The organism is Neobacillus sp. FW104-15D2, from assembly GCF_058790155.1.
On record NZ_JBYTCJ010000001.1, the window covers coordinates 1 to 20,828 of the forward strand.

The window sequence follows — 20,828 nt, forward strand, 5'->3', positions numbered from 1 at the left end:
CCGCCGTATACGGAACCGTATGTACGGTGGTGTGAGAGGGGCGAAAATAATTAAATTATTTTCCCTCTACTCGATTTATTTTCGTATATCGAAGGGAATTAGATGTCTAGTGTCGAATAAGACTCTTGGAACTTTAATAAAAGGGGGATTTAAAATGAAATTCGAGGACTATACATACAAACGTCCCAGCCTGGAAGAGGTTAGCCAAACTTTCGATGCACTGCTTGTTAAGTTTGAGCAGGCTGCGACAGTTGAAGAGCAAAGTGAAGTGATGGATCAAATAAATGGGATCCGTCATAACATTGGAACAATGTTTACATTATGTTCTATTCGCCATTCTATTGATACCAATGATGAATTTTACAAAAGTGAACAGGATTACATGGATGAAATTCAGCCAGAGGTAGAAGGTTTGGTAACAAAGTATTACGAGGGTCTAGTAAATTCAAAGTTTCGCCGAGAGCTTGAAGAAAAATGGGGAAGACAGTTATTTGCACTTGCTGAAGGACAGCTGAAAACCTTTAAGCCTGAAATTGTTCCACTTCTGCAAAAGGAAAATAAGCTTTCAACTGAATATACAAAGCTTGCTGCTTCTGCCAAAATTCCTTTTGAAGGCGAAGAGCGGACATTGGCACAGATGGGGCCTTTTGCTCAATCTACTGACAGAGACACGAGGAAAAAAGCTGTTACTGCTACTTCAGGTTTCTTTGCTGAACATGAAGAAGAGTTTGACCGTATTTATGATGAATTGGTAAAAGTAAGAACAGAAATTGCCCAAAAGCTGGGATATAAGAACTTTGTTGAGCTAGGTTACTACCGTATGATGCGTACCGATTATAACGCAGAAATGGTAGCAAAATTCCGTCAGCAGGTGAAGGACTTTATTGTCCCTATCACTACCAAACTGCGGGAACGTCAGCAGCAAAGAATCGGAGTTCAGGAATTGAAGTTTTACGATGAAAACTTTGAATTCCAAACAGGCAACGCTGCTCCAAAAGGAAGTCCGGAGTGGATTATTGATAACGGCCAAAAAATGTATAATGAATTATCAAAGGAAACCGGAGAATTTTTTAAATTCATGAATGACAACAACCTCATGGATCTTGTGGCGAAAAAGGGAAAAGCAGGGGGTGGATATTGCACCTATATTGAAAATTATAAATCCCCATTTATTTTCTCTAACTTTAATGGAACTTCTGGTGATATAGATGTTCTGACCCACGAAGCTGGACATGCATTCCAGGTTTATTCCAGCCGTCATTTTGAGATTCCTGAGTATAACTGGCCAACCTATGAGGCATGTGAAATCCATTCTATGAGCATGGAGTTTTTTACCTGGCCTTGGATGGAGCTTTTCTTTAAAGAAGATACTGACAAGTATAAATTCGCCCACTTAAGCGGCGGTCTTTTATTCCTGCCATATGGTGTTTCTGTTGATGAGTTCCAGCATTGGGTTTATGAAAATCCGGAAGCATCTCCAAAAGAGCGTAAAAATAAGTGGAGGGAAATTGAGAAGGTTTATCTTCCACACCGTGATTATGATGGTAATGTATATTTGGAGAATGGCGGCTTCTGGCAGCGACAAGGCCATATTTACGGCTCTCCGTTCTATTATATTGATTATACGCTTGCTCAAATCTGTGCCTTCCAGTTCTGGAAACGTTCCAGAGAAAACCAGGAGGAAGCATGGAAGGATTATGCACATCTTTGCCAGCTTGGAGGCAGTATGAGTTTCACAAAGCTTGTTGAGGAAGCAAACCTTATTTCTCCTTTTGAAGAAGGCTGTGTAGAGTCTGTGGTAGGTGAAATCGAAAACTGGCTAAACTCAGTTGATGATAAAAATTTATAATTAAAAAAAGCGAAGCCATTAGCGGCTTCGCTTTCTCTTTGGGTTCAGTTACAACATTATGTTCTAGGTCATTGTAATATTATTTATTTAATTCAATGGCGGCTTTTTCGGTAAAGATAATTTCATCATTTACAAGATCAGCTTTTAATTCAATTGCTTCAGGCTGATCTAGAATAAAATCCGCAATCCTATCTTCAAGCTGTTCTTGGATGACACGGCGAAGAGGACGTGCACCAAAGGCTGGGTGGTAGCCGAGTTCAGCTAAACGTACTTTCACTCCCTCTGTCACCTCAAGGGATAAACCTTGTTCTTTAAGTGTTTCATGGAGATCACCAAGCATTAGTTCAACAATCTCAAGTAAATGTTCCTTATCAAGAGATTTAAACTCAATGATGCTATCGAAACGGTTTAAAAATTCTGGTTTGAAGAAGCTTCCTAGAGAATCGAGAATGCTTGCTTCTTCGATTGCTTCATTTCGGCCGAATCCTACATGGATAGGTTTAAATGAGGTGCCTGCATTACTCGTCATGATAATGACACTTTCTTTAAAGCTTACAGTTCTTCCTTGGCTGTCAGTTAAGCGGCCATCTTCCAGAATTTGAAGGAACATATGCTGTACATCCGGATGCGCTTTTTCAATTTCATCCAACAGGATGATACTGTACGGATTTCGGCGCACTTTTTCTGTCAACTGGCCGGCTTCCTCGTGGCCAACATATCCAGGAGGTGAACCAATTAATTTAGATACACTGTGTTTCTCCATGTATTCGCTCATATCGAGGCGGATCATGCTATCCTTTGTACCGAACAGCTCTTCTGCAAGAGTTTTAGTAAGCTCTGTTTTACCGACACCAGTTGGTCCTACAAAGAGGAAGGATCCGATGGGGCGATGCTTCGGCTTCAAGCCTGCACGGCTCCGTTTAATAGCCTTCGCTACCTTTCTTACAGCATCTTCCTGTCCAATTACTTTATGCTTCATTTTATCTTCAAGATTTTTCAATTTGATCTGATCATCTGCCTGAAGTTTCCCGACAGGGATGCCAGTTTTATCTTCAATTAGATTCTGAATCATTTCTGCATCAACTACAGGAAGATCAGAGGCCTTTTCAGTATTTAATTGTTTCTCAATCTTAGCTTCTTCATCCCGTAGTTTAGCTGCAGCTTCGTAATTTTCTTCATTAAGAGCCTGCTCTTTTTCCTGTCCGATTTCCTGAAGACGCTGTTCTAGTTGTTTGCTATCTTTATACTCTGCAGTCAAATTCAGTTTTGAACCAGCTTCGTCCAGAAGGTCAATGGCCTTGTCTGGCAGGAAGCGGTCCTGAATATAACGGTGAGAAAGCGTTACACAAGCTTTAATTGCTTCTTCAGAATATTTTACCTGGTGATATTGTTCATATTTAGACTGAATTCCTTTAAGGATTTCAAGTGTATCAGCAGGTGATGGTTCATGCACATGAATTGGCTGGAAGCGGCGTTCAAGAGCAGCATCCTTTTCAATTTGGCGGTATTCTTTAAGAGTAGTTGCACCTAGAACCTGTAACTCCCCTCTTGCTAAAGCTGGTTTCAGGATATTTCCTGCATCCATTGAGCCCTCAGCAGAACCCGCACCAACGAGAAGATGGATTTCATCAATGAACAGGATAATATTTTTGCGCTCCTGCAGCTCTGCTATAAGTTGTTTCATTCTTTCCTCAAATTGGCCTCGAATACCTGTATTTGCTACTAATGAAGCTACATCTAAAAGATATACTTCTTTTTTCTTCAATTTATCAGGTACATCTCCGGCAACAATTTTTTCTGCCAGCCCTTCAGCTATTGCTGTTTTACCAACACCTGGTTCTCCAATTAAAACTGGATTATTTTTATTTCTTCTATTTAAGACTTCAATTACACGGATAACTTCTTTATCTCGGCCAATAACAGGGTCCATTAGGCCGGCCTTGGCCATGTGAGTTATGTTCCGGCCGAATTGATCCAGGAAGCCGCCATTACCATGCTGCTGCTGTGCTGCAGGGGCTTTTTTAGCGTTACCCATTTGTCCCATGTTGTTAGCCTTAAATAAATCCTCAAACGGGAAGCCTGAAAACGGGCTCATGCCAGAACCAAAATTTGCTCCGAGAGCTTTCTTTTCTTTCGAGAAACAAGAATTACATATCTGAAGTTCGGTCTTTTGACCATTTATAATCATATTAACGTGAAGGTTGGCTTGGTTTTCATTACACATTTGACATAGCATAAGTAAAAAACCTCCTTATAAATTAAATAGCTTCATAGGTCTTTGTCTTTGACTATATTTGACCTTTATGCACCTAGTATACTCTGACCTTTTTTGACTTTCAAGATATTTGCCTGTGGTATTTTATTCCATAGACAAGATAAAAAGCCATGTCTTTGTTTGTCCATTCCTACATATATTGGGAAGGGAGGAGGAATCTATGTGAAGAGAAATTGGGGAGCTGCCTTCCAAGTCGCAGCTGTTTATGTTGGGACAGTAGTAGGTGCTGGCTTTGCAACTGGAAAAGAGATTGTTGAGTTTTTCACGCGATTTGGGCTGGTGGGGTTTGTTAGTATTTTAGTGAGTGGCTATATACTTGTATATATGGGTTCAAAATTAATGGTGATGTCATTAAGAATTGGTGCAAAATCCTATCAGGAATTAAATGAATATTTATTTGGCAGGTGGGCTGGCACCGCTATTAATATGATTATGGGGCTTATGCTTTTAGGAGTAACTGCCGTAATGATGTCAGGAGCAGGGGCAGTTTTTGAGGAACAGCTGGGATTCTCCAAGAATTTAGGTATTATGATTACGATCATATTATCCTTGCTGACCATGATGGTCGGAACAAAAGGACTTTTTGCTGTGAATTCTTTTGTTGTACCTATAATGATTTCTTTTAGTGTTTTACTGATGTTTTTTTCAGTAGGTAAATCAAATTTTATTGATCAGCTGTTCGTTATTCCTCATGCAGATGATGGATGGAAGTCTGTGATCGCTCCTTTTTCGTATACAGCTTTTAATTTAGCTTTGGCTCAGGCAGTTTTGGTGCCCATTGCAGCAGATATTAAGGACGAATGGGCAATAAAGTGGGGGGGGATTCTTGGGGGAGCGGCGCTTACTCTTATTTTGGTTTCAAGCCACTTTACGCTGATTATGCTTCCAAGGCTTACATCGTATGAAATTCCCATGGCCATTATGATGAAAGATGCAGCATCTCAATTATATTGGATATTTATTCTGGTTGTTTATGGAGAAATTTTCACATCCGTAATTGGAAATATATATGGCCTTGAAAGACAGTTGAAAAAACATTTTAACATTCCAACTGTTATCACTGTCTCCGCTATTTTTGCTGTGGCGTATTTTATTAGCCTGGTTAATTACGGAACACTTCTTTCTTTCCTTTATCCTCTTTTTGGCTACGTGAGTCTTATATTTATCATACTATTATGGATGAAGCCTTATCCTGCCAGATAAGCAGGATTATTAAAAAAGCCCCGTTTCCGGGGCTTTTGCACATTCTTTTTTATTATTGTTCAGGAACTATAGTTTTGGCCATTTCGATAAAAGCATCCTTGTGATCAGCTTCTTTTTTAGTATAAATGCTTAGTTTGACCTTAAGGCCTTTATTATTAATAAGATAGGAAGTAACAACATCATTATCCTTAGAAGTTTCCATTCCGGTTGCATTCTGGAATATGCCTTCTGCCGGTGGCTGAACCTCTTTTACATCAGGATTAACGGAAGCAAGCTCTGCCTTCATATTTTCCTTTACCATGTTACTATCGAAATCGGGAGAGAGGGTTTCAACACGCATAAAAATAGAATCGTCCGACTTAAGAAAAAGAATATCACGATTTGGTTCTTCTGATGATAATTCATATTCAGGCAGCACATATAGTGAATAGGAATTGTTCCCGGATTTTTTTAGAAATGCTGTGTTTTCTTTTTTTGCACCGTTTAACTCATATTGCAGGTTCGTTTCCATTAATCGTATCTTAGAATCCTGCTGCTGGGTGTCATCCTTTTTTTCCTCAGGCTTGGCTGATGTATCCTGCTGATCTGCGTTTGCGGTCTGTTTGCTTTGTGATTGTTCCTTGCCTCCTTTATTGCTGGCTGATTTTTCTGCAGTTCCACATCCAGCAAGTATGATAGAAGCAATTCCAACAGACGCCATTAGCCTTTTCCATTTCATTTGTACTCCTCCTTGATTTGCCTATATGTTATATTTGTCGAAAAGAGGAAGTTAAAAGTTACAAGACTTATATAAAAGGTTTTATACAAGTGGATAAAGAACAAAAATCATTGCATCGAAAACAAGGTGAGAGATAATAACAAGCGGCATACTACGTTTCCATATGTAAAGGAGACCCCATACAATACCGGAAAGAAATGCTGCCAGTATCAATATCCATTCACCAGAGTAAATATGGACAGATGCATATAATATAGAAGCAGCCGCGACACTTTGAAGTTTACCAAAGTATTTACTGACTCTTTTTTGGACAAAGCCGCGCCAGAAAATCTCTTCCCCTGGAACGGCAATTAAAAACAAGGCAAAGTAATGCCAGTACTGATAGGGAGAAAACCAGTTGTACAGTGTATTAACTGATGAGTACACGGGAGGATAGATCCACTGCATTGCCTGAAAGCCAGTCCAAAAAAGTCCATAAAGAATAAGTCCTGAAATTATTCCATAAAAAAGATAGGATATTAACCTGGTTTCATCATCTACTTCTTGCTGAAGGATCGTAAAGGTAATCAAAAGTAAGTACGATGCTGTGAAAATATACCAAAAGACCGCCTTGTCCTGGAAAGAAAAGTATATAAGTAAGTGAGCTATAAAAAATCCTATTAACAGGAGCCAAAAACTTTTTGTTACTTTCATTAATTGTAATCCTCCTCTAAGAAACACAAAAAACATTTTATCAAAAAAGAGAAGCAAGCCAAAGTGTTTTGTATTATCGCATTCCTCCATCCCTAAATGCATTTGCGCTTTCAAGGATAAAACCAAATATGATGGAAAAAGCTAATGTTATGAAAGGAGGATTTAAAATGAGTAAATCTAAAAGTGAAGAAGAACGGGAATGGACTGTACGTAAACAGGAACAGAAACCGCATGGTAAAGTAAAATCCTTTAATGAATTATCAAAGGATCCAGGACAAACAAATCGCTAAAGCATAGTATTCCCCACGCCCCGTCAATCTAAATTTGGCGGGGCAAAATTATAACTTTAAACAGGGATCCCAAGAAATGTTATGATAATTAAAAAGGAGTGAAATGAGATGGGGAGGACGGCATTAATCCTGGGTGCAACAGGACTAGTGGGAGGATACCTGCTTGATAACATTCTTGAGAATAATAAGTATGAGAGGGTACATATTATTAGCAGAAGCGACGTGCTGAAAAAGCATCCTAAACTGAATACATATATTTTGGAATTATCGCGAATGGAAGACGTAAGGGAAGTTTTTAACGTTTCAGATGTTTTTTGCTGTCTTGGTACAACAATGAAAAATGCGGGTTCCAAAGAAGCCTTCAAAAAAGTCGATTTAGATTTTCCTCTTTTAGCTGCTAAATTGGCGGCTGAAGGGGAAGCAGAGCAGTTTTTAATCGTTTCTGCAATGGGAGCAAGCAGTAACTCCAGTTTCTTTTATAATCGGGTTAAAGGGGAAATGGAAGAAAGAGTAAAGTCTCTTCCATTTAAAGGGGTTCATATTTTTAGACCTTCGCTGCTTCTTGGAAACAGGAAGGAATTCAGGCTGGGGGAAAAAACAGCTGAAATGCTTTTCACTCGCCTTCCCTTTCTCTTTAGGGGAAGCCTAAAAAAATATGCTCCCATAAAGGCCGAACAGGTTGCGAAGTTTATGGCCGAAAGAGCAATCAAAGGAGAAAAAGGTATATTTACTTATGAATCAGACGAAATGAACCGCTTACAAAAACAGGAGCAGTCCTAATGGCTGCTCCTGTTTAATAGATTAATTGGCTTTTTCTTTAATAATTCTATAATTTTTGTGATTAATAACAGTTCTTGGATCCAGCTCCAAATCCCTGTAATTATCCATATATGTTAAATCTACAATTACCGAGTTTTCATTTACCTTTTCAACAACTCCCTGAAGGCCTTCACGAAATTCAATAACATTTCCTACTTCAGCTTTTTTCATTTAAATCCTTCTCCTTTCCCCTGGAAGCGTATTTATCTTTTATAAGTTACAGTTTGCACTACTTTTTTTCGTTCGTAAAGGCTTTTGTGTGACAATTTTAATAATTTATTAGCAATTTAACTGAAAATTCTTTTTCTTGTGTTTTTATTTGTTAGCTTTACCTGAAAAAATTTTTACAATAATATTAATAGGAAGATAGGGGGACTCCATATGACTGAACAATTTGTGAACGAAGTACTTGACCAGCTGGCTTCAGGTGATTTATCGGAGTATTTTGTGAAAAAGGATGACTTTCTGCCATTTCGGCAGGTGCTTGTGAAAAGGAATGATTTTAAGCATTTTCGCGGAATTGCCCAGCGCGGAGGAGATGTTTTATATGTTTATTTGGATACTCCAAGAAGCTAGGTTTAAAGGAATAAAAATCCAGGGTGGAATATTCTTAATATATTGTCAGTTGATCGATGATATAGTAAAATAGTCATGAGTCAAAGGAGGGGTGAAAGGTGAAACGGTTTGATAGGTATCAGTTCTTGATCCATGAGATAGAGCAGAAAAGGGAAGAAATGATCCTAGCTGCTTTCTGTAAAGGTTTTACAAGCTGTGAAACAGTGAAAAAAAGTGAGGAACTTGATAAACTGTTAAATCTTCATCAACAATTTGCCATTAATACAAATTATGCTTATGGATTTAACCATTAATAATATTTCAAAGACGCATTCCAAACAGGCTATGCGTCTTTTTTGTTTTGAAAGACCTGTAATTTGGGAACTTTAAAAGGGTAAATCAGTTACTAGGGAGGGTGACACATATGGTATATGAAAACAAAACAGTAATCGTTACAGGGGCTGCACATGGTATTGGAAGAGCAGTTGCAGAGATGTATTTTAAGCAGGGAGCCAATGTAGTGATTGCCGATGTCGATGAAGTAAGGGGAAGACAAGCAGAAGAGGAACTAAAAAAAGTTGGTCACGAGACTTTATTTTTTAAAACAGATGTAAAAGATGAAGAGAATATCAAGGCTCTTTTTGAAACCGCTGCAGAGAAGTTTGAGAAAATTGATATATTGATTAATAATGCAGGTATTTCAAAATTCATTCCTTTTTTGGAACTGACTTCTCATCAATGGGATGAGATTATTAATACTAATCTTAAAAGCGTATTTTTATGTTCAAAAGAGGCAGCAAAATATATGAAGGAAAGCGGAGGACATATTATAAATATAGCTTCCACACGTGCTTTTATGTCCGAGCCAAATACGGAAGCATATTCTGCGTCAAAGGGAGGGATTATAGCCCTGACGCATGCTTTGGCGAGAACACTCGGACCAGATGGAATTTTTGTTAATAGTATAAGCCCGGGTTGGATTCAGACTGAAAATTACGAGGAATTAACTCGTTTAGACCATGAACAGCATTTATCGGGTAGAGTGGGAAAACCAGAGGATGTTGCAAGATGCTGTTTATTTTTGACCGACCCCAAAAATGATTTCATTACGGCAGAAAATATTGTACTGGATGGCGGGATGACAAGGAAAATGATCTACGAGGAATAATAAAGCCCTTTCACTTTATTTAATTTTTAGTCTATTGCTGGTTTAGTTGACTAAAAAGGGGAAATTGTATAAGTTAATGAAGCAAGCATCAATTTATGCAGTAGATTATATTTCATTCATTATATTAAAGGAGTTTGATTAGAATGGAAAAACAATTTAAAGTAACAGCCGAAACTGGAATTCACGCAAGACCTGCTACTCTTTTAGTACAGACTGCAAGTAAATTTGATTCCGAAATTCATTTAGAATATAAAGGAAAAAAAGTAAACCTTAAATCCATTATGGGTGTAATGTCTCTAGGTGTTGGTCAGGGTGCAGATATTACTATCAGTGCTGAAGGCAGTGATGCAGAAGATGCATTAAGAACTCTTGAAGAAACTATGAAAAAAGAAGGTTTGGCAGAGTAATGACTTTTTTACAAGGAATTGCTGCCTCCAATGGCATAGCTATTGCCAAGGCTTACAAACTGGTAGAACCAGATTTGTCTTTTGAAAAAAAGACAGTCGAAAATGCCGAAGATGAGGCCGGGCGTTTTCATGCAGCTCTTGAGAAATCAAAAGCTGAACTTTCACAAATCCGTGATCGTGCGCTGGTGGATCTTGGAGCAGATAAAGCTGCTATTTTTGAGGCACATCTTCTAGTTCTTAGCGACCCTGAGCTTGTAACTCCAATTGAAGATAAAATTAAATCTGAAAATGTAAACGCAGAGCATGCTTTAAAAGAAACAGCTGACATGTTTATTATGATGTTCGAACAAATGGACAATGAGTATATGAAAGAAAGAGCAGCTGATATCCGTGATGTCACTAAACGTGTCCTTTCCCATCTTCTTGGTGTTCATATTGTTAATCCAAGCATGATAGCTGAAGAAGTTATTATCATTGCAGAAGATTTAACTCCTTCTGATACTGCTCAATTAAACCGCAACTTTGTTAAAGGTTTTACAACAGATATCGGCGGACGTACATCACATTCAGCAATTATGGCACGTTCAATGGAAATTCCTGCGGTTGTCGGTACAAAAACGGCAACTGAAGATATTCAAAATGGCGACTTAGTAATTGTTGATGGCCTTAAAGGAGAGGTTCATATTAATCCTACTCCTGAAGCTGTGGAAGAGTATCGCCGTATACATGATCAATATGAAGCCCAAAAAGCAGAGTGGGCCAAGCTTGTAAATGAGAAAACTGTTTCTTCTGACGGACACCACGTTGAGCTTGCTGCCAATATCGGCACACCTAAGGATTTAAAGGGTGTGGTTGAAAATGGCGGAGAGGGAGTTGGTCTCTACAGAACTGAGTTCCTTTATATGGGACGTGACCAGATGCCAACGGAAGAAGAACAATTTGAGGCATACAAAGCTGTTCTTGAAGGAATGGAAGGAAAGCCTGTTGTTGTTCGTACTCTTGATATCGGTGGAGATAAGGAACTGCCGTATTTAAACCTGCCTAAGGAGTTAAACCCTTTCCTTGGTTTTAGGGCAATTCGTCTTTGTCTTGAAGAACAATCTATTTTTCGTACCCAGCTTAGAGCTTTATTAAGAGCAAGCATCTATGGAAACTTGAAAATAATGTTCCCGATGATTGCAACTCTTGATGAGTTCCGTGCTGCTAAAGCAATCCTTGAAGAAGAAAGAACAAAGCTAGTTTCGGAAAACCAAAAAGTCTCAGAAAAAATTGAGCTTGGAATCATGGTTGAAATTCCTTCAACTGCTGTTCTTGCTGATCAGTTTGCAAAGGAAGTAGATTTCTTCAGTATCGGTACAAACGATCTTATTCAATACACAATGGCTGCTGACCGTATGAACCAGCGTGTTTCTTATTTGTATCAGCCATACAGCCCTTCAATCCTAAGACTTGTAAAAATGGTCATTGATGCTGCGCATGCTGAAGGAAAGTGGGCTGGGATGTGTGGGGAAATGGCTGGCGATGAAACAGCAATTCCTTTGCTTATTGGACTTGGACTGGATGAGTTCTCCATGAGTGCAACTTCTATTCTGAAAGCTCGCTCTCAAATCAGCAAGCTAGGAAAAGCTGAAATGGAAGAGTTAGCAAAAGAAGTTCTTAATATGAGAACAACAGAAGAAGTTATACAAGCTGTAAAAAAAGCAACGCAAATGTAATAGTTTTGTAATATTTAAAAATGTTTGAAGGAAGTTTATAGGGGTAAAGATAAGCAAGCACTTTGAAATGACTAAGTGTATGCTAATCATTCTCATTTTCCCCCAATTTTGGCCGGCTGTGAAAACAGACGGCCTTTTTTTTGATAATCAGAATTTTTTTCCTTAGATTTCCAAACGCACCACGGACAGGCTTTAAAGGAGGAAGTTGAATGTCGTGGAAAAAAATATGTAGGTAAAGGTTTAAAAAAAGCGTTATTTTGATGGCTTCTGTATAATAGAGATAATATTTAATAAAGGAGGATACATATGGATTTCAATCTTAAGGGAAAGACAGCTTTAATTGCGGCCTCAAGCCAGGGGTTGGGGCTGGCCATCGCAGAGCAGCTTTTAAAAGAGGGAGCAAATGTTATGCTTTCCGGCCGTACAGAAGAGAAATTAAAGGAAAAGGCAGTTCGGCTGGAGTCGATTGGCAGTGGTAAGGTATCCTATCAAACAGCTGATATTACTAACAAAGAGGATATTCAGCAGCTTGTTGCCAAGACAGCTGAAACTTTTGGGCGGATAGACATTCTTGTAAATAATGCAGGGGGTCCTCCCGCAGGATCATTCGAAACAATGACGGATGATGACTGGCAGAATTCCTTTGAGCTCAATTTGCTGTCCTATATTAGGATGATTAGGGAGGCTCTGCCTCATCTGAAAAAGCAGGGTGGAAAGATCCTTAATATTGCTTCCTCTTCCATTAAGGAACCTATTCCTGGCCTTATTTTATCTAATACATTCAGAACCGGGATTGTCGGTCTAACCAAGACTCTTGCACAGGAATTTGCTTCTTATAATATTCTAGTCAATACAATTGCACCAGGAAGAATAGCAACAGACAGAGTAAAACATCTTGATCAGGTTAATGCAGACAGAATTGGTATTGAAAGAGAAGAAGTGGAAAATCAGGTGAAGGAAACTATTCCTCTAAAAAGGTATGGCGAGCCAGAAGAGTTTGCAAAGGTTGCTTCTTTTTTAGTCTCTGATGCAAATTCCTATATGACAGGCAGCTCTTTCCTTGTAGATGGCGGTATGGTTAAATCTATATAACATGACATCCTCTGTTAAAAAAGTGATTTATAAGGTAAGGAAATATCGCGGTGCTCCTCGATAGACGCATTCCCATTCCGATCGTACGGTGCTTATTCGCGAATGGCAGCTCGCACGTGGAAAGGGAGCGCGATTCCAAAAATTTATTCTAAAAAAACGTTAAAAAGCCTTGAAAATAAAAAAAAATTTAAGCTTAATATTGGATTAAAACACCATGATGAGGTTAGAATAGTAAAGTGCATAAATTGGAGATTAGCACTTTGTCCGGGACCTTTGTTCCGGACTTTTTTTATTTAAAGTTTCTGCCTATTAGGTTCAAAGTGTTAAAATGGAATAAAAAGTTGAGGGAAGGGATTTTTGTGTTATCACCTGAAAATACTGTTATTGCTTTTATTGGAACTGGCGTGATGGGGAAAAGCATGGCGGGACATTTGCTTGAAGCTGGCTTTCCTCTTATCGTCTATAATCGTACAAAAGAAAAGGCAGATGAGCTTCTTAAAAAAGGGGCACAATGGGCTGATTCTCCTAAGGAAGCTGCCAAAAAAGCAAATGTTATATTTACAATAGTGGGCTACCCGTATGATGTGGAAGAAGTTTATTTGGGAGAAGACGGATTGGTTTCCAATGCTAAAGAAAACAGCTACATAATTGATATGACCACCTCAACGCCCTCATTGGCGAAGAGGATTTATGAGGAAGCCTTAAAGAGAGGCATTTCTGCTATTGATGCACCCGTTTCCGGAGGAGATATTGGAGCTAGAGAAGCCCGTCTCGCTATTATGGCCGGAGGGGATAAGGAGTCATTTGATGAGGTAAGGCCTTTGTTGGAAAAGCTGGGGACCAATATTGTTTATCAAGGGCCGGCAGGTTCAGGACAGCATACAAAAATGTGTAATCAAATTGCGATTGCATCGAATATGATTGGTGTTTCTGAAGCACTTGTTTATGCTAAAAAAGCGGGCCTGGACCCGGAAAACGTCCTCAAAAGCATTTCTACTGGAGCAGCTGGAAGCTTTTCTCTCAGCAATTTAGCTCCAAGAATGCTGAAGGGTGATTTTGAACCAGGGTTTTATATAAAGCATTTTATTAAAGATATGAAAATTGCTTTGGATGAAGCCGAAAAGATGGAAGTAGACTTTCCGGGACTGTCACTCGCAAAATCTATGTATGATCAATTGGCAAAAAGCGGGGAATCTGAAAGCGGTACGCAAGCCCTTTATAAATATTGGAAAGAGTAAGAATAAGAGAGATCTGTCCGATTCGGACAGGTCTTTTTTACTGTTAATTTTTAGATGAATAAATATCCCGCGAAGAAATGATACTATTTACGATATTTCAGAAGGGAGATTAAAACATGGCAAAAAGAACAAAGAAGAATGACCCACAGCAGAAAAATAAGAAGGGCTTTGATTCTGCTGTTTTAAATGCTGAGTTTGCGCATGAAACAGGAGCAGCAGCAACAAATAAAATTCATAAGGATAAAGCTAAAAAAGAAAAAGCACCTAAAAATAATGGTGAATATAAAGGCTAAAAAACAGGGTGCCCTTTTAAGAATGGGCACCCTTTAATTTTTATTTCCACTAAACGAAGATATCTTTAATTCTTCTGTTTGTTAAAGTAATTTTCAATACGATTCAGCCCTTTTTCAAGGGTACTCATAGAACATGCGAAAGATAGTCTGAAATAACCTTCACCGAGGCTTGAAAAAGCACTTCCTGGGACAACTGCCACTTTTTCTTCCTTTACTAGGTCAAGGGCAAAATCAAAGGAGTTCTTTGAAATAAATTCAGGGATTTTGACAAAGAAATAAAACGCTCCATCCGGCTTCACTGTCTCGAGACCTGTATCAGTTAACCGCTTAAAAACATAGTCTCTTCTTTTCTCATACTCATTTCTCATTGGAATGGCATCATTTATTCCAGTTGTCAAAGCTTCCAAAGCAGCCATTTGAGAGACAGAAGTGGCACAGGTTACGTTATATTGATGAACCTTTAGAATATGCTTTGAAAGGTATTCCGGTGCATATAAAAGCCCAATCCTCCAGCCAGTCATAGAGTGGGATTTCGATAAACCGTTAATTACGATCGTCTTCTCGCGTAAAAATGAAGCAATGGAATAATGTCTATTTCCATAAACTAACTCGCTGTATATTTCATCTGCAAGAATAAAAACTTCCTTATCCTTAAGCAGAGCAGCAATCTCCTCGAGTTCATCATATGACAGGCTTACCCCAGTAGGATTGGAGGGATAAGGAAGAACCACACATCGTGTGTTTTCTGTCAGATAGCTTTCAATTACTTCTGCAGTAAAACGAAAATGATTCCCCCTGATGTCTGCGTGTACTGGAATTCCTCCACAAAGTCGAATAATTGGCTCGTAGCCCGGATAAACAGGTCCTGGCAGGATTACTTCAGACCCTTCGCTTAAAATAGTTCGGAGAGCAATATCAATTGCTTCACTTGCTCCCGTTGTTACAATAACTTCGGAATCTGGATTGTAATCCAGGCCATATTTTTGCTTCACAAAATTTGCAGCTGAAGCTCTTAATTCGAGCATCCCGGCATTATGGGTGTACGAGGTGAAATTATCCTCTATAGCTTTCACCCCTGCGTTTTTTACATGCTCTGGGGTAGGAAAGTCGGGTTGTCCAATCGTTAAAGAGATCATATCCTCTGTGTGTGAAACCATATTAAAAAACTTGCGAATACCTGAAATTTCTATATTTTTAACTCTCTCATTAATCAAGTGTTCCACGTCACTAATTCATCCTTCCCATTTATCGTAACCTCATTTTATCACTTTTTTTCTCAAAGAGTAGAAAGAAGCAGGTAAATTAAAAACAGCCAAGGAAATCCAGGCTGTTTTCTGAGGGAAGGGGAGTAATTTATTTTTAAAGGATTGAATAAATTTAATCCTTTGTTAACTCTTGGGGCTTTTATTTTTTAGTAGCCATAATCCCAGTCAACTTCATCTTCGTGCCAGAAGACAGGAGAGACTGATCCAAAATCTACTAATTTATTTTCCAGCCTGCAATTGCAATGACTGCAGCCGCACTGTTCTTTAAGTTCCTCAAAGACGGAGTGATCAACATTTTCAATAAAGGTAACTGTATCCTCCTGAAAAAGAATAGCTGTTCCTTTCATAACACTGCACCTCTTTTTTTATTTTCTTACTCTTTATTTACAGTTTTATTGTAAACCTGTTAAAGCGCCGGGTCCATAGTTTGTGATAATGTTCACAAAAAGTTAGATTTTACTAAATCCATAATGCCTAAATAACTTAAAGAATTTTAATCTATTCGGTTTTGATAAAACTCATATTTGTTTATAAATGACACAAAAAATGAAGTGAGCAAGGCTAATTCTCATGATATAGTAGTGGTAACAGGGTGCTTTTCTCGGAGAAGCATCTAATTATTTAGATAGACCAAAGGAGTAACAGCAATGGGAACAGGTAAAGGAATCTTGCTAGAAAGTGGCACCAACGAACTAGAAATTGTCGAGTTTCATATAGGGCCCAATAAATACGGCATAAATGTGATAAAGGTTAAGGAGATTATAAACCCGGTTAAGGTTGTAACTATTCCTCACTCTCATCCACATATTGAAGGGATTATAGAAATGAGGGGAGAGGTTCTTCCAGTAATTGATGTAGCCAAGGCTCTTGGTTTTCAGGGAACTCCGCCAAATACGCTGCTTGAAAAGTTTATTGTGACAGAATTTAATAGGCAGAAGATTGTTTTTCATGTTCATAATGTCTCTCAAATTCACCGCATTTCCTGGCAGGATATCGAAAAACCATCTGAAATGTATAATGATGGACAAATAGTGGGTGTGGTCAAAATAAATGGGGAAATGTGTCTCCTTCTGGATTTCGAGAAAATTATTGTGGAAATTAACCCTGACTCCGGAATTAATGTGAAGGAAGTTAAGAAGCTGGGACCAAGAAATGGATCAGATAAGAAATTACTGGTTGCTGAGGATTCACCCTTACTGAGGAAATTACTGCATGATACATTATCAGAAGCCGGATATCAGAATGTGGAGTTTTTTGAGAACGGTGCTGATGCTTTTGAATACCTGGATAGCCTTGCTGCAGAAGGCAGGAACTTAACGGAAGAAGTTCAATTAATTATTACGGACGTGGAAATGCCTAAAATGGACGGGCATCATTTTACTAAAAAGGTAAAAGAAGACTCCCGCATGGCTAAACTGCCGGTCATTATTTTTTCTTCACTAATCACTGAGGATCTTCTTCATAAAGGTAAAATGGTTGGAGCGGAAGAACAGATCAGCAAGCCGGAAATTTCGAAATTGATTCTTGCTGTTGATAAACATATTTTATAAAAAACAAAAGTAATAGTTTAAAAATCCATAACAAAAAAGCCGGGAAAACCGGCTTTTTTGTTATGGATTTTTAAAATTGTATTAATATCTTTCGCCAAGTTTTTTAAATATAGGTTTTTGGAATGCTCTTGTGTGATTATGCGCACTGCGACTTTCCTGCTCTTGGCTTGATATTCCTGTATAAGACTGCAATAGGCTTTTTGCCAGCGGCAGAGAGAGGGAGGATTTCGGGTTTCTAGAAAGCCCGTCCAATTTTCCTAAATGAGGCAGATCGGTAAAATCACTTTTTACTGGAGGTATATGAAACGTGTAATTTCCGCATTCCACAAGTACATCCGATCGCTGTTGACTATTTCCCGGATTCTCTGAGAAATGAAGACCCACTTTTTTAGCCTTGCCTTCACCAATCAATTTGTTAAGAGCTTCTTTTTTTAAATGATATAAGGATTTTGGATTGGGAGCAGTTTTAGCATGTCTGTTGACGACATAGATAGCCTGGGAGAGGTTTTCTACAGTTAAATTTAATTTTGATGGGGGAGTATTGCCTTGGTGTGCCAACATTATAACTCCTTTCACTTTCGTTCAATAATGTCTATTATAACTCGTAACTCTCAAAAATAGAAATTAAAGTAAGAAGAGGTTTTATTAAGCTCTTAATGAAGCTCTCTATAATATGAAAGGTGTAATGAATGAAAAAAAATAAAGCAGGCCAGAATCGGCCTGCTTTGCTGCTTTTATTGAACAATATATTGTTGGGATGCCACATTAATCGGTGGTGCGTAGGAAACAGCACCTTGTATTGCTCCGCCATATGGAACAGCACCTGGTATTGCTCCGCCATATGGAAGACCACCTGGTATTGCACCGCCATATGGAAATGCACCTGGCATAACTCCGCCGTATATTCCGAATCCAGGGTATCCTGGGTAGGCCGGGTATACAGGTGGGTAAAAAGGCCTGTTATAAAGAAATGGCAGGGCAAGTAGTCCTCCTGTAGCCAATCCTGCTACAAATGGAAAAAAGGGAAAAAATCTTGTATCTTCCTGGTTGCGGTAATAGGCAGGCGGCAAGTAATAAGGGTTCATCTGCTAGTACCTCCTCATATTATTTTTCTTTTCCCACTATTTTATGGAATAAGCTATTGATTGAGCCTGTCTGTATCAGGATTGGGTGTGCTGAAAGGATGATAAAATTTCACTATTTTCCCGGACGACGGACAGGACAAGGAAGGCTTTGTCAGCTATATCATCACACGGGAAAAGCACCTGTTTTTCCGCAGAAGTCCTAGTCAGGTGAATGGCACAGGGATGTGCCGTACTGAGTGTGATAAGAAAAGCTGGGGAATCCGCAAAAAAAGACTTGTCGAATGCCTAGTTTTTCTAAAAATTTATTTTTATTTTGTACCGACCGAGGTAAAATGAATGAAAGAAATTATATTTTAATATATTTTGCTGCACTTATTTTAAATCTTTGGAGGTTAGGATGAACAATCTAATAAGTCTCCTGGCAAAGGAAAACCAAAAGAACTCAGCCTATGAAAAAATGAAATCCATCATATTTGATATAATATTTCAGCATATTCAGGACATGGTTTTTATTATGAAAGCAGATCCTTCCGGTTTTACATATATATTTGTTAATGAGGCTGGTCTTCGTAATGCAGGACTCTCAGCAAATGTAATCGGGAGGAGCATTCAGGAGGCTCTTCCCTTACATCAAGCTCATCTGCTGCTGCCGCATTATGATGAGGTGTTAAAGGGAAAAAAAACATTGGCATTTTCAAGTGAATTTTTTCCCGATACAGGCGGCATTTTTTACGGAGAAACAATCCTTACTCCAATAATAGATGGTCAAGAAGTAAGATACATAATTGCCGTTACCAGAGATGTGACCGAGACAGTAAAAGAGAAGCAGGAACTGGTTGAGAGTGAACAGCGTTTTAGGTCAATAGTTGAGAATAATATGGATGCCATTTTTTCACTAAGTCTTGATGGGCAGATTCTTTATTCAAATCCTGCTGCTTCAAAGCTTACAGGATTTACAGAAAAACAAATAGCTTACCGCTCCTTTTACGATTTTATCGCGGATCCAGATATCAGCACGTTTAGGGATCTTTTAGTTAAGGCTGAGGCAGGATATGCCCTTGAAACAATGGACTGCCGGCTTATACATAGAAAAGGTTTTTTACTGACCATGAGCATGAAAACTGTGCCAATAGTTATTGATGAGGAAGTAAAGGGTCTATATGTTATTGGGAGAGACGTTACCGAGCAGGCGAGAAATGCAGAAACTATAAAATTTATGGCCTTTCACGATCAATTAACAGGATTATTAAATAGGAGGGCCCTGCTAGATCACCTTAATGAAGAAATTCAATATTCTAAGAAGCAACGGAATGAATTTGCCCTCATTTCAATTGACCTTGACCGTTTTAAATTTCTTAATGATTCATTGGGCCACTTGGCTGGTGATGAAATACTAAAAAAGGTTGCCGGCCGGCTTATCGATATACAAAATCAAAATGGCAAAGTTTATCGGCAGGGCGGTGATGAATTTAATTTTCTGCTGACAAAGACGAACCGGAAGGGAACGGCCCTCTTTGCACAAAAAATTCTTTCTCAATTTACGGATTCCTTTTATCTTAATTCAAATGAGTACTATATCTCACCGAGTATTGGGATTAGTATTTATCCAAACGATGGAAGGGATGCTGAAACTCTTATAAAGAATGCGGATGAGGCATTATACCGTGTAAAGAAGAAGGGAAAGGCGCATTACCAGTTTTATCGCTCTGAAATGAATGCGGTTATGACGAATATTGTTAACCTTGAAACCAATTTGCGAAAAGCAATTGACAGGGAAGAATTAAAGCTTTATTTTCAGCCCCAATTTAATTTAAGAACACAGGAAATAAAAAGCTTTGAAGCGCTGCTGCGCTGGAATAGCCCTGAATTGGGGAATATTCCGCCAGGAGACTTTATCCCTTTGGCTGAAGATACCGGCCTCATTGTTCCAATTGGCCATTGGGTAATTGAAACTGCCTGCAGACAAATTAGAAAATGGAATGATAAGGGATATAAGGACATCCGGGTAGCTGTTAATATCTCTCCTAAACAATTTCAGCAGCCTTCCTTCGCAAAGAGTATACAAGCCAGACTGGAAAAATACCGTTTAAACCCTTCGTCACTTGAAATAGAAATTACTGAAGGAGCCATGAGAGATACAAAAGAAACAATCCCTATTTTAAAAAGGCTTAGAGAAATGGGTGTAACTATCTCTATTGATGATTTCGGAACAGGCTATTCTTCACTTAATTATTTAAAAGAATCCCCGATTGATGTTCTTAAAATAGACCAATCTTTTGTAAGGGATATTTTAATAAATGAAAAGAACGCAGCTATTACCTCCACGATCATACACTTGGGCCAAAGTCTGGGAATGGAAGTCATTGCTGAAGGCGTGGAAACAAAACAACAGGCTGATTTTTTAATTAAAGCTAATTGCCATAAAGTACAAGGCTATTATTATGGAAAACCACTTCCTGAATATGAAGCGGAAGGACAGTTTTTGATCAAAAAATAAAATTGCCAGGTCGGTCTCTAGTCTTCTGGATAGAGACCTTATTTTTTTAGATTATTAATTTTAGAATATTCATGCTTTAGTGGTACAATAAAAAATGAACAGTCATTCACTTGAAG

The 20,828-nt window shown here is 38.5% G+C and carries 22 protein-coding genes; 14 read left to right on the forward strand and 8 right to left on the reverse strand.

All coding sequences use genetic code 11. The annotated features are described in order from the left end of the window. The first annotated feature begins 154 nt into the window (after positions 1–154). Entirely contained in the window at positions 155–1,849 is a 1,695-nt protein-coding gene (locus AC3WR0_RS00005) for a M3 family oligoendopeptidase (RefSeq protein WP_492550442.1), read from the forward strand. Between the two features lie 79 nt (positions 1,850–1,928). Here AC3WR0_RS00005 and AC3WR0_RS00010 read toward each other — a convergent pair whose 3' ends face one another. Further along, entirely contained in the window at positions 1,929–4,085 is a 2,157-nt protein-coding gene (locus tag AC3WR0_RS00010) for an ATP-dependent Clp protease ATP-binding subunit (protein WP_492550443.1), read from the reverse strand. Between the two features lie 201 nt (positions 4,086–4,286). Here AC3WR0_RS00010 and AC3WR0_RS00015 point away from each other — a divergent pair, with 201 nt between their 5' ends. Continuing rightward, a complete protein-coding gene (locus tag AC3WR0_RS00015) occupies positions 4,287–5,327 on the forward strand; it encodes a YkvI family membrane protein (RefSeq protein ID WP_492550444.1) in 1,041 nt (346 codons plus the stop codon). 52 nt (positions 5,328–5,379) lie between these two features. On the opposite strand, the gene AC3WR0_RS00020 is transcribed toward AC3WR0_RS00015, so the two are convergent. Both AC3WR0_RS00020 and AC3WR0_RS00025 read right to left on the reverse strand, forming a co-directional pair. Then, positions 5,380–6,045 carry a DUF8580 domain-containing lipoprotein gene (locus AC3WR0_RS00020; RefSeq protein WP_492550445.1) on the reverse strand — a complete coding sequence of 222 codons (666 nt, stop codon included), beginning with the start codon at positions 6,043–6,045 and terminating at the stop codon, positions 5,380–5,382. Positions 6,046–6,126: 81 nt separating this feature from the next. Beyond that, positions 6,127–6,738, reverse strand: a complete 612-nt coding sequence (locus AC3WR0_RS00025; protein ID WP_492550446.1) for a CPBP family intramembrane glutamic endopeptidase — start codon at positions 6,736–6,738, stop codon at positions 6,127–6,129. Between the two features lie 167 nt (positions 6,739–6,905). Between AC3WR0_RS00025 and AC3WR0_RS00030 the strand changes: the two genes are divergently transcribed. Together AC3WR0_RS00030 and AC3WR0_RS00035 are read left to right on the forward strand one after the other, a co-directional pair. Beyond that, entirely contained in the window at positions 6,906–7,028 is a 123-nt protein-coding gene (locus AC3WR0_RS00030) for a DUF6254 family protein (protein ID WP_492550447.1), read from the forward strand. A gap of 108 nt (positions 7,029–7,136) precedes the next feature. After that, positions 7,137–7,808 (forward strand): NAD(P)H-binding protein, encoded by a 672-nt coding sequence (locus AC3WR0_RS00035; RefSeq protein ID WP_492550448.1) that lies wholly within the window; start codon positions 7,137–7,139, stop codon positions 7,806–7,808. 21 nt (positions 7,809–7,829) lie between these two features. Here AC3WR0_RS00035 and AC3WR0_RS00040 read toward each other — a convergent pair whose 3' ends face one another. Then, the gene (locus AC3WR0_RS00040; protein WP_027323186.1) at positions 7,830–8,018 is read right to left on the reverse strand and encodes a DUF2187 family protein; all 189 of its coding nucleotides are present in this window, start codon (positions 8,016–8,018) and stop codon (positions 7,830–7,832) included. 210 nt (positions 8,019–8,228) lie between these two features. On the opposite strand from AC3WR0_RS00040, the gene ykzS reads away from it, so the two are divergent. The 8 genes from ykzS (at position 8,229) to AC3WR0_RS00080 (ending at position 14,315) form a co-directional block, all read left to right on the forward strand. Further along, positions 8,229–8,423 (forward strand): protein YkzS, encoded by a 195-nt coding sequence (gene ykzS / locus AC3WR0_RS00045; RefSeq protein ID WP_492550449.1) that lies wholly within the window; start codon positions 8,229–8,231, stop codon positions 8,421–8,423. Positions 8,424–8,521: 98 nt separating this feature from the next. Continuing rightward, positions 8,522–8,716, forward strand: a complete 195-nt coding sequence (locus tag AC3WR0_RS00050; RefSeq protein ID WP_492550450.1) for a Spo0E family sporulation regulatory protein-aspartic acid phosphatase — start codon at positions 8,522–8,524, stop codon at positions 8,714–8,716. A gap of 110 nt (positions 8,717–8,826) precedes the next feature. Next, positions 8,827–9,570 (forward strand): SDR family NAD(P)-dependent oxidoreductase, encoded by a 744-nt coding sequence (locus tag AC3WR0_RS00055; RefSeq protein ID WP_492550451.1) that lies wholly within the window; start codon positions 8,827–8,829, stop codon positions 9,568–9,570. A 143-nt stretch (positions 9,571–9,713) separates the two neighbouring features. Next, positions 9,714–9,977, forward strand: a complete 264-nt coding sequence (locus AC3WR0_RS00060) for a phosphocarrier protein HPr (RefSeq protein ID WP_035443896.1) — start codon at positions 9,714–9,716, stop codon at positions 9,975–9,977. Beyond that, positions 9,977–11,692, forward strand: coding sequence for a phosphoenolpyruvate--protein phosphotransferase (gene ptsP, locus AC3WR0_RS00065; protein ID WP_492550452.1), 1,716 nt, complete (start codon positions 9,977–9,979; stop codon positions 11,690–11,692). The genes AC3WR0_RS00060 and ptsP overlap by 1 nt, the downstream gene beginning before the upstream one ends. Positions 11,693–11,998: 306 nt before the next feature. Next, positions 11,999–12,784, forward strand: coding sequence for an SDR family oxidoreductase (locus AC3WR0_RS00070; RefSeq protein WP_492550453.1), 786 nt, complete (start codon positions 11,999–12,001; stop codon positions 12,782–12,784). 353 nt (positions 12,785–13,137) lie between these two features. Beyond that, on the forward strand, positions 13,138–14,022 hold the full coding sequence (locus AC3WR0_RS00075; protein WP_492550708.1) for an NAD(P)-dependent oxidoreductase: 885 nt from the start codon (positions 13,138–13,140) through the stop codon (positions 14,020–14,022). Between the two features lie 116 nt (positions 14,023–14,138). Beyond that, the gene (locus AC3WR0_RS00080) at positions 14,139–14,315 is read left to right on the forward strand and encodes a hypothetical protein (RefSeq protein ID WP_166023552.1); all 177 of its coding nucleotides are present in this window, start codon (positions 14,139–14,141) and stop codon (positions 14,313–14,315) included. A 65-nt stretch (positions 14,316–14,380) separates the two neighbouring features. Here the strand turns inward: AC3WR0_RS00080 and AC3WR0_RS00085 are convergent, their stop codons facing one another. Together AC3WR0_RS00085 and AC3WR0_RS00090 are read right to left on the reverse strand one after the other, a co-directional pair. Beyond that, positions 14,381–15,538, reverse strand: coding sequence for an aminotransferase A (locus AC3WR0_RS00085; RefSeq protein ID WP_492550454.1), 1,158 nt, complete (start codon positions 15,536–15,538; stop codon positions 14,381–14,383). A 188-nt stretch (positions 15,539–15,726) separates the two neighbouring features. Beyond that, positions 15,727–15,927 (reverse strand): hypothetical protein, encoded by a 201-nt coding sequence (locus AC3WR0_RS00090; RefSeq protein ID WP_492550455.1) that lies wholly within the window; start codon positions 15,925–15,927, stop codon positions 15,727–15,729. A gap of 300 nt (positions 15,928–16,227) precedes the next feature. Between AC3WR0_RS00090 and AC3WR0_RS00095 the strand changes: the two genes are divergently transcribed. Next, on the forward strand, positions 16,228–17,130 hold the full coding sequence (locus tag AC3WR0_RS00095) for a chemotaxis protein (RefSeq protein WP_492550456.1): 903 nt from the start codon (positions 16,228–16,230) through the stop codon (positions 17,128–17,130). 81 nt (positions 17,131–17,211) lie between these two features. Here the strand turns inward: AC3WR0_RS00095 and AC3WR0_RS00100 are convergent, their stop codons facing one another. Continuing rightward, complete coding sequence (locus AC3WR0_RS00100) at positions 17,212–17,691, reverse strand: YkyB family protein (protein ID WP_492550457.1); 480 nt, start codon at positions 17,689–17,691, stop codon at positions 17,212–17,214. A gap of 173 nt (positions 17,692–17,864) precedes the next feature. Next, entirely contained in the window at positions 17,865–18,215 is a 351-nt protein-coding gene (locus AC3WR0_RS00105) for a hypothetical protein (protein WP_492550458.1), read from the reverse strand. Positions 18,216–18,612: 397 nt separating this feature from the next. On the opposite strand from AC3WR0_RS00105, the gene AC3WR0_RS00110 reads away from it, so the two are divergent. After that, positions 18,613–20,712 carry a putative bifunctional diguanylate cyclase/phosphodiesterase gene (locus AC3WR0_RS00110; RefSeq protein WP_492550459.1) on the forward strand — a complete coding sequence of 700 codons (2,100 nt, stop codon included), beginning with the start codon at positions 18,613–18,615 and terminating at the stop codon, positions 20,710–20,712. Positions 20,713–20,828 lie beyond the last annotated feature (116 nt).

Excerpts from the sequence above, each read along its gene's own strand:
- ykzS (WP_492550449.1), top strand. The coding sequence starts at position 8,229 with ATGACTGAACAATTTGTGAACGAAGTACTTGACCAGCTGGCTTCAGGT.
- AC3WR0_RS00055 (WP_492550451.1), top strand. The coding sequence starts at position 8,827 with ATGGTATATGAAAACAAAACAGTAATCGTTACAGGGGCTGCACATGGT.
- AC3WR0_RS00005 (WP_492550442.1), top strand. The coding sequence starts at position 155 with ATGAAATTCGAGGACTATACATACAAACGTCCCAGCCTGGAAGAGGTT.
- ptsP (WP_492550452.1), top strand. The coding sequence starts at position 9,977 with ATGACTTTTTTACAAGGAATTGCTGCCTCCAATGGCATAGCTATTGCC.
- AC3WR0_RS00090 (WP_492550455.1), bottom strand. The coding sequence starts at position 15,927 with ATGAAAGGAACAGCTATTCTTTTTCAGGAGGATACAGTTACCTTTATT.
- AC3WR0_RS00080 (WP_166023552.1), top strand. The coding sequence starts at position 14,139 with ATGGCAAAAAGAACAAAGAAGAATGACCCACAGCAGAAAAATAAGAAG.
- AC3WR0_RS00035 (WP_492550448.1), top strand. The coding sequence starts at position 7,137 with ATGGGGAGGACGGCATTAATCCTGGGTGCAACAGGACTAGTGGGAGGA.
- AC3WR0_RS00025 (WP_492550446.1), bottom strand. The coding sequence starts at position 6,738 with ATGAAAGTAACAAAAAGTTTTTGGCTCCTGTTAATAGGATTTTTTATA.
- AC3WR0_RS00030 (WP_492550447.1), top strand. The coding sequence starts at position 6,906 with ATGAGTAAATCTAAAAGTGAAGAAGAACGGGAATGGACTGTACGTAAA.
- AC3WR0_RS00040 (WP_027323186.1), bottom strand. The coding sequence starts at position 8,018 with ATGAAAAAAGCTGAAGTAGGAAATGTTATTGAATTTCGTGAAGGCCTT.
- AC3WR0_RS00110 (WP_492550459.1), top strand. The coding sequence starts at position 18,613 with ATGAACAATCTAATAAGTCTCCTGGCAAAGGAAAACCAAAAGAACTCA.
- AC3WR0_RS00105 (WP_492550458.1), bottom strand. The coding sequence starts at position 18,215 with ATGAACCCTTATTACTTGCCGCCTGCCTATTACCGCAACCAGGAAGAT.
- AC3WR0_RS00095 (WP_492550456.1), top strand. The coding sequence starts at position 16,228 with ATGGGAACAGGTAAAGGAATCTTGCTAGAAAGTGGCACCAACGAACTA.
- AC3WR0_RS00100 (WP_492550457.1), bottom strand. The coding sequence starts at position 17,691 with ATGTTGGCACACCAAGGCAATACTCCCCCATCAAAATTAAATTTAACT.
- AC3WR0_RS00060 (WP_035443896.1), top strand. The coding sequence starts at position 9,714 with ATGGAAAAACAATTTAAAGTAACAGCCGAAACTGGAATTCACGCAAGA.
- AC3WR0_RS00010 (WP_492550443.1), bottom strand. The coding sequence starts at position 4,085 with ATGCTATGTCAAATGTGTAATGAAAACCAAGCCAACCTTCACGTTAAT.
- AC3WR0_RS00070 (WP_492550453.1), top strand. The coding sequence starts at position 11,999 with ATGGATTTCAATCTTAAGGGAAAGACAGCTTTAATTGCGGCCTCAAGC.
- AC3WR0_RS00020 (WP_492550445.1), bottom strand. The coding sequence starts at position 6,045 with ATGAAATGGAAAAGGCTAATGGCGTCTGTTGGAATTGCTTCTATCATA.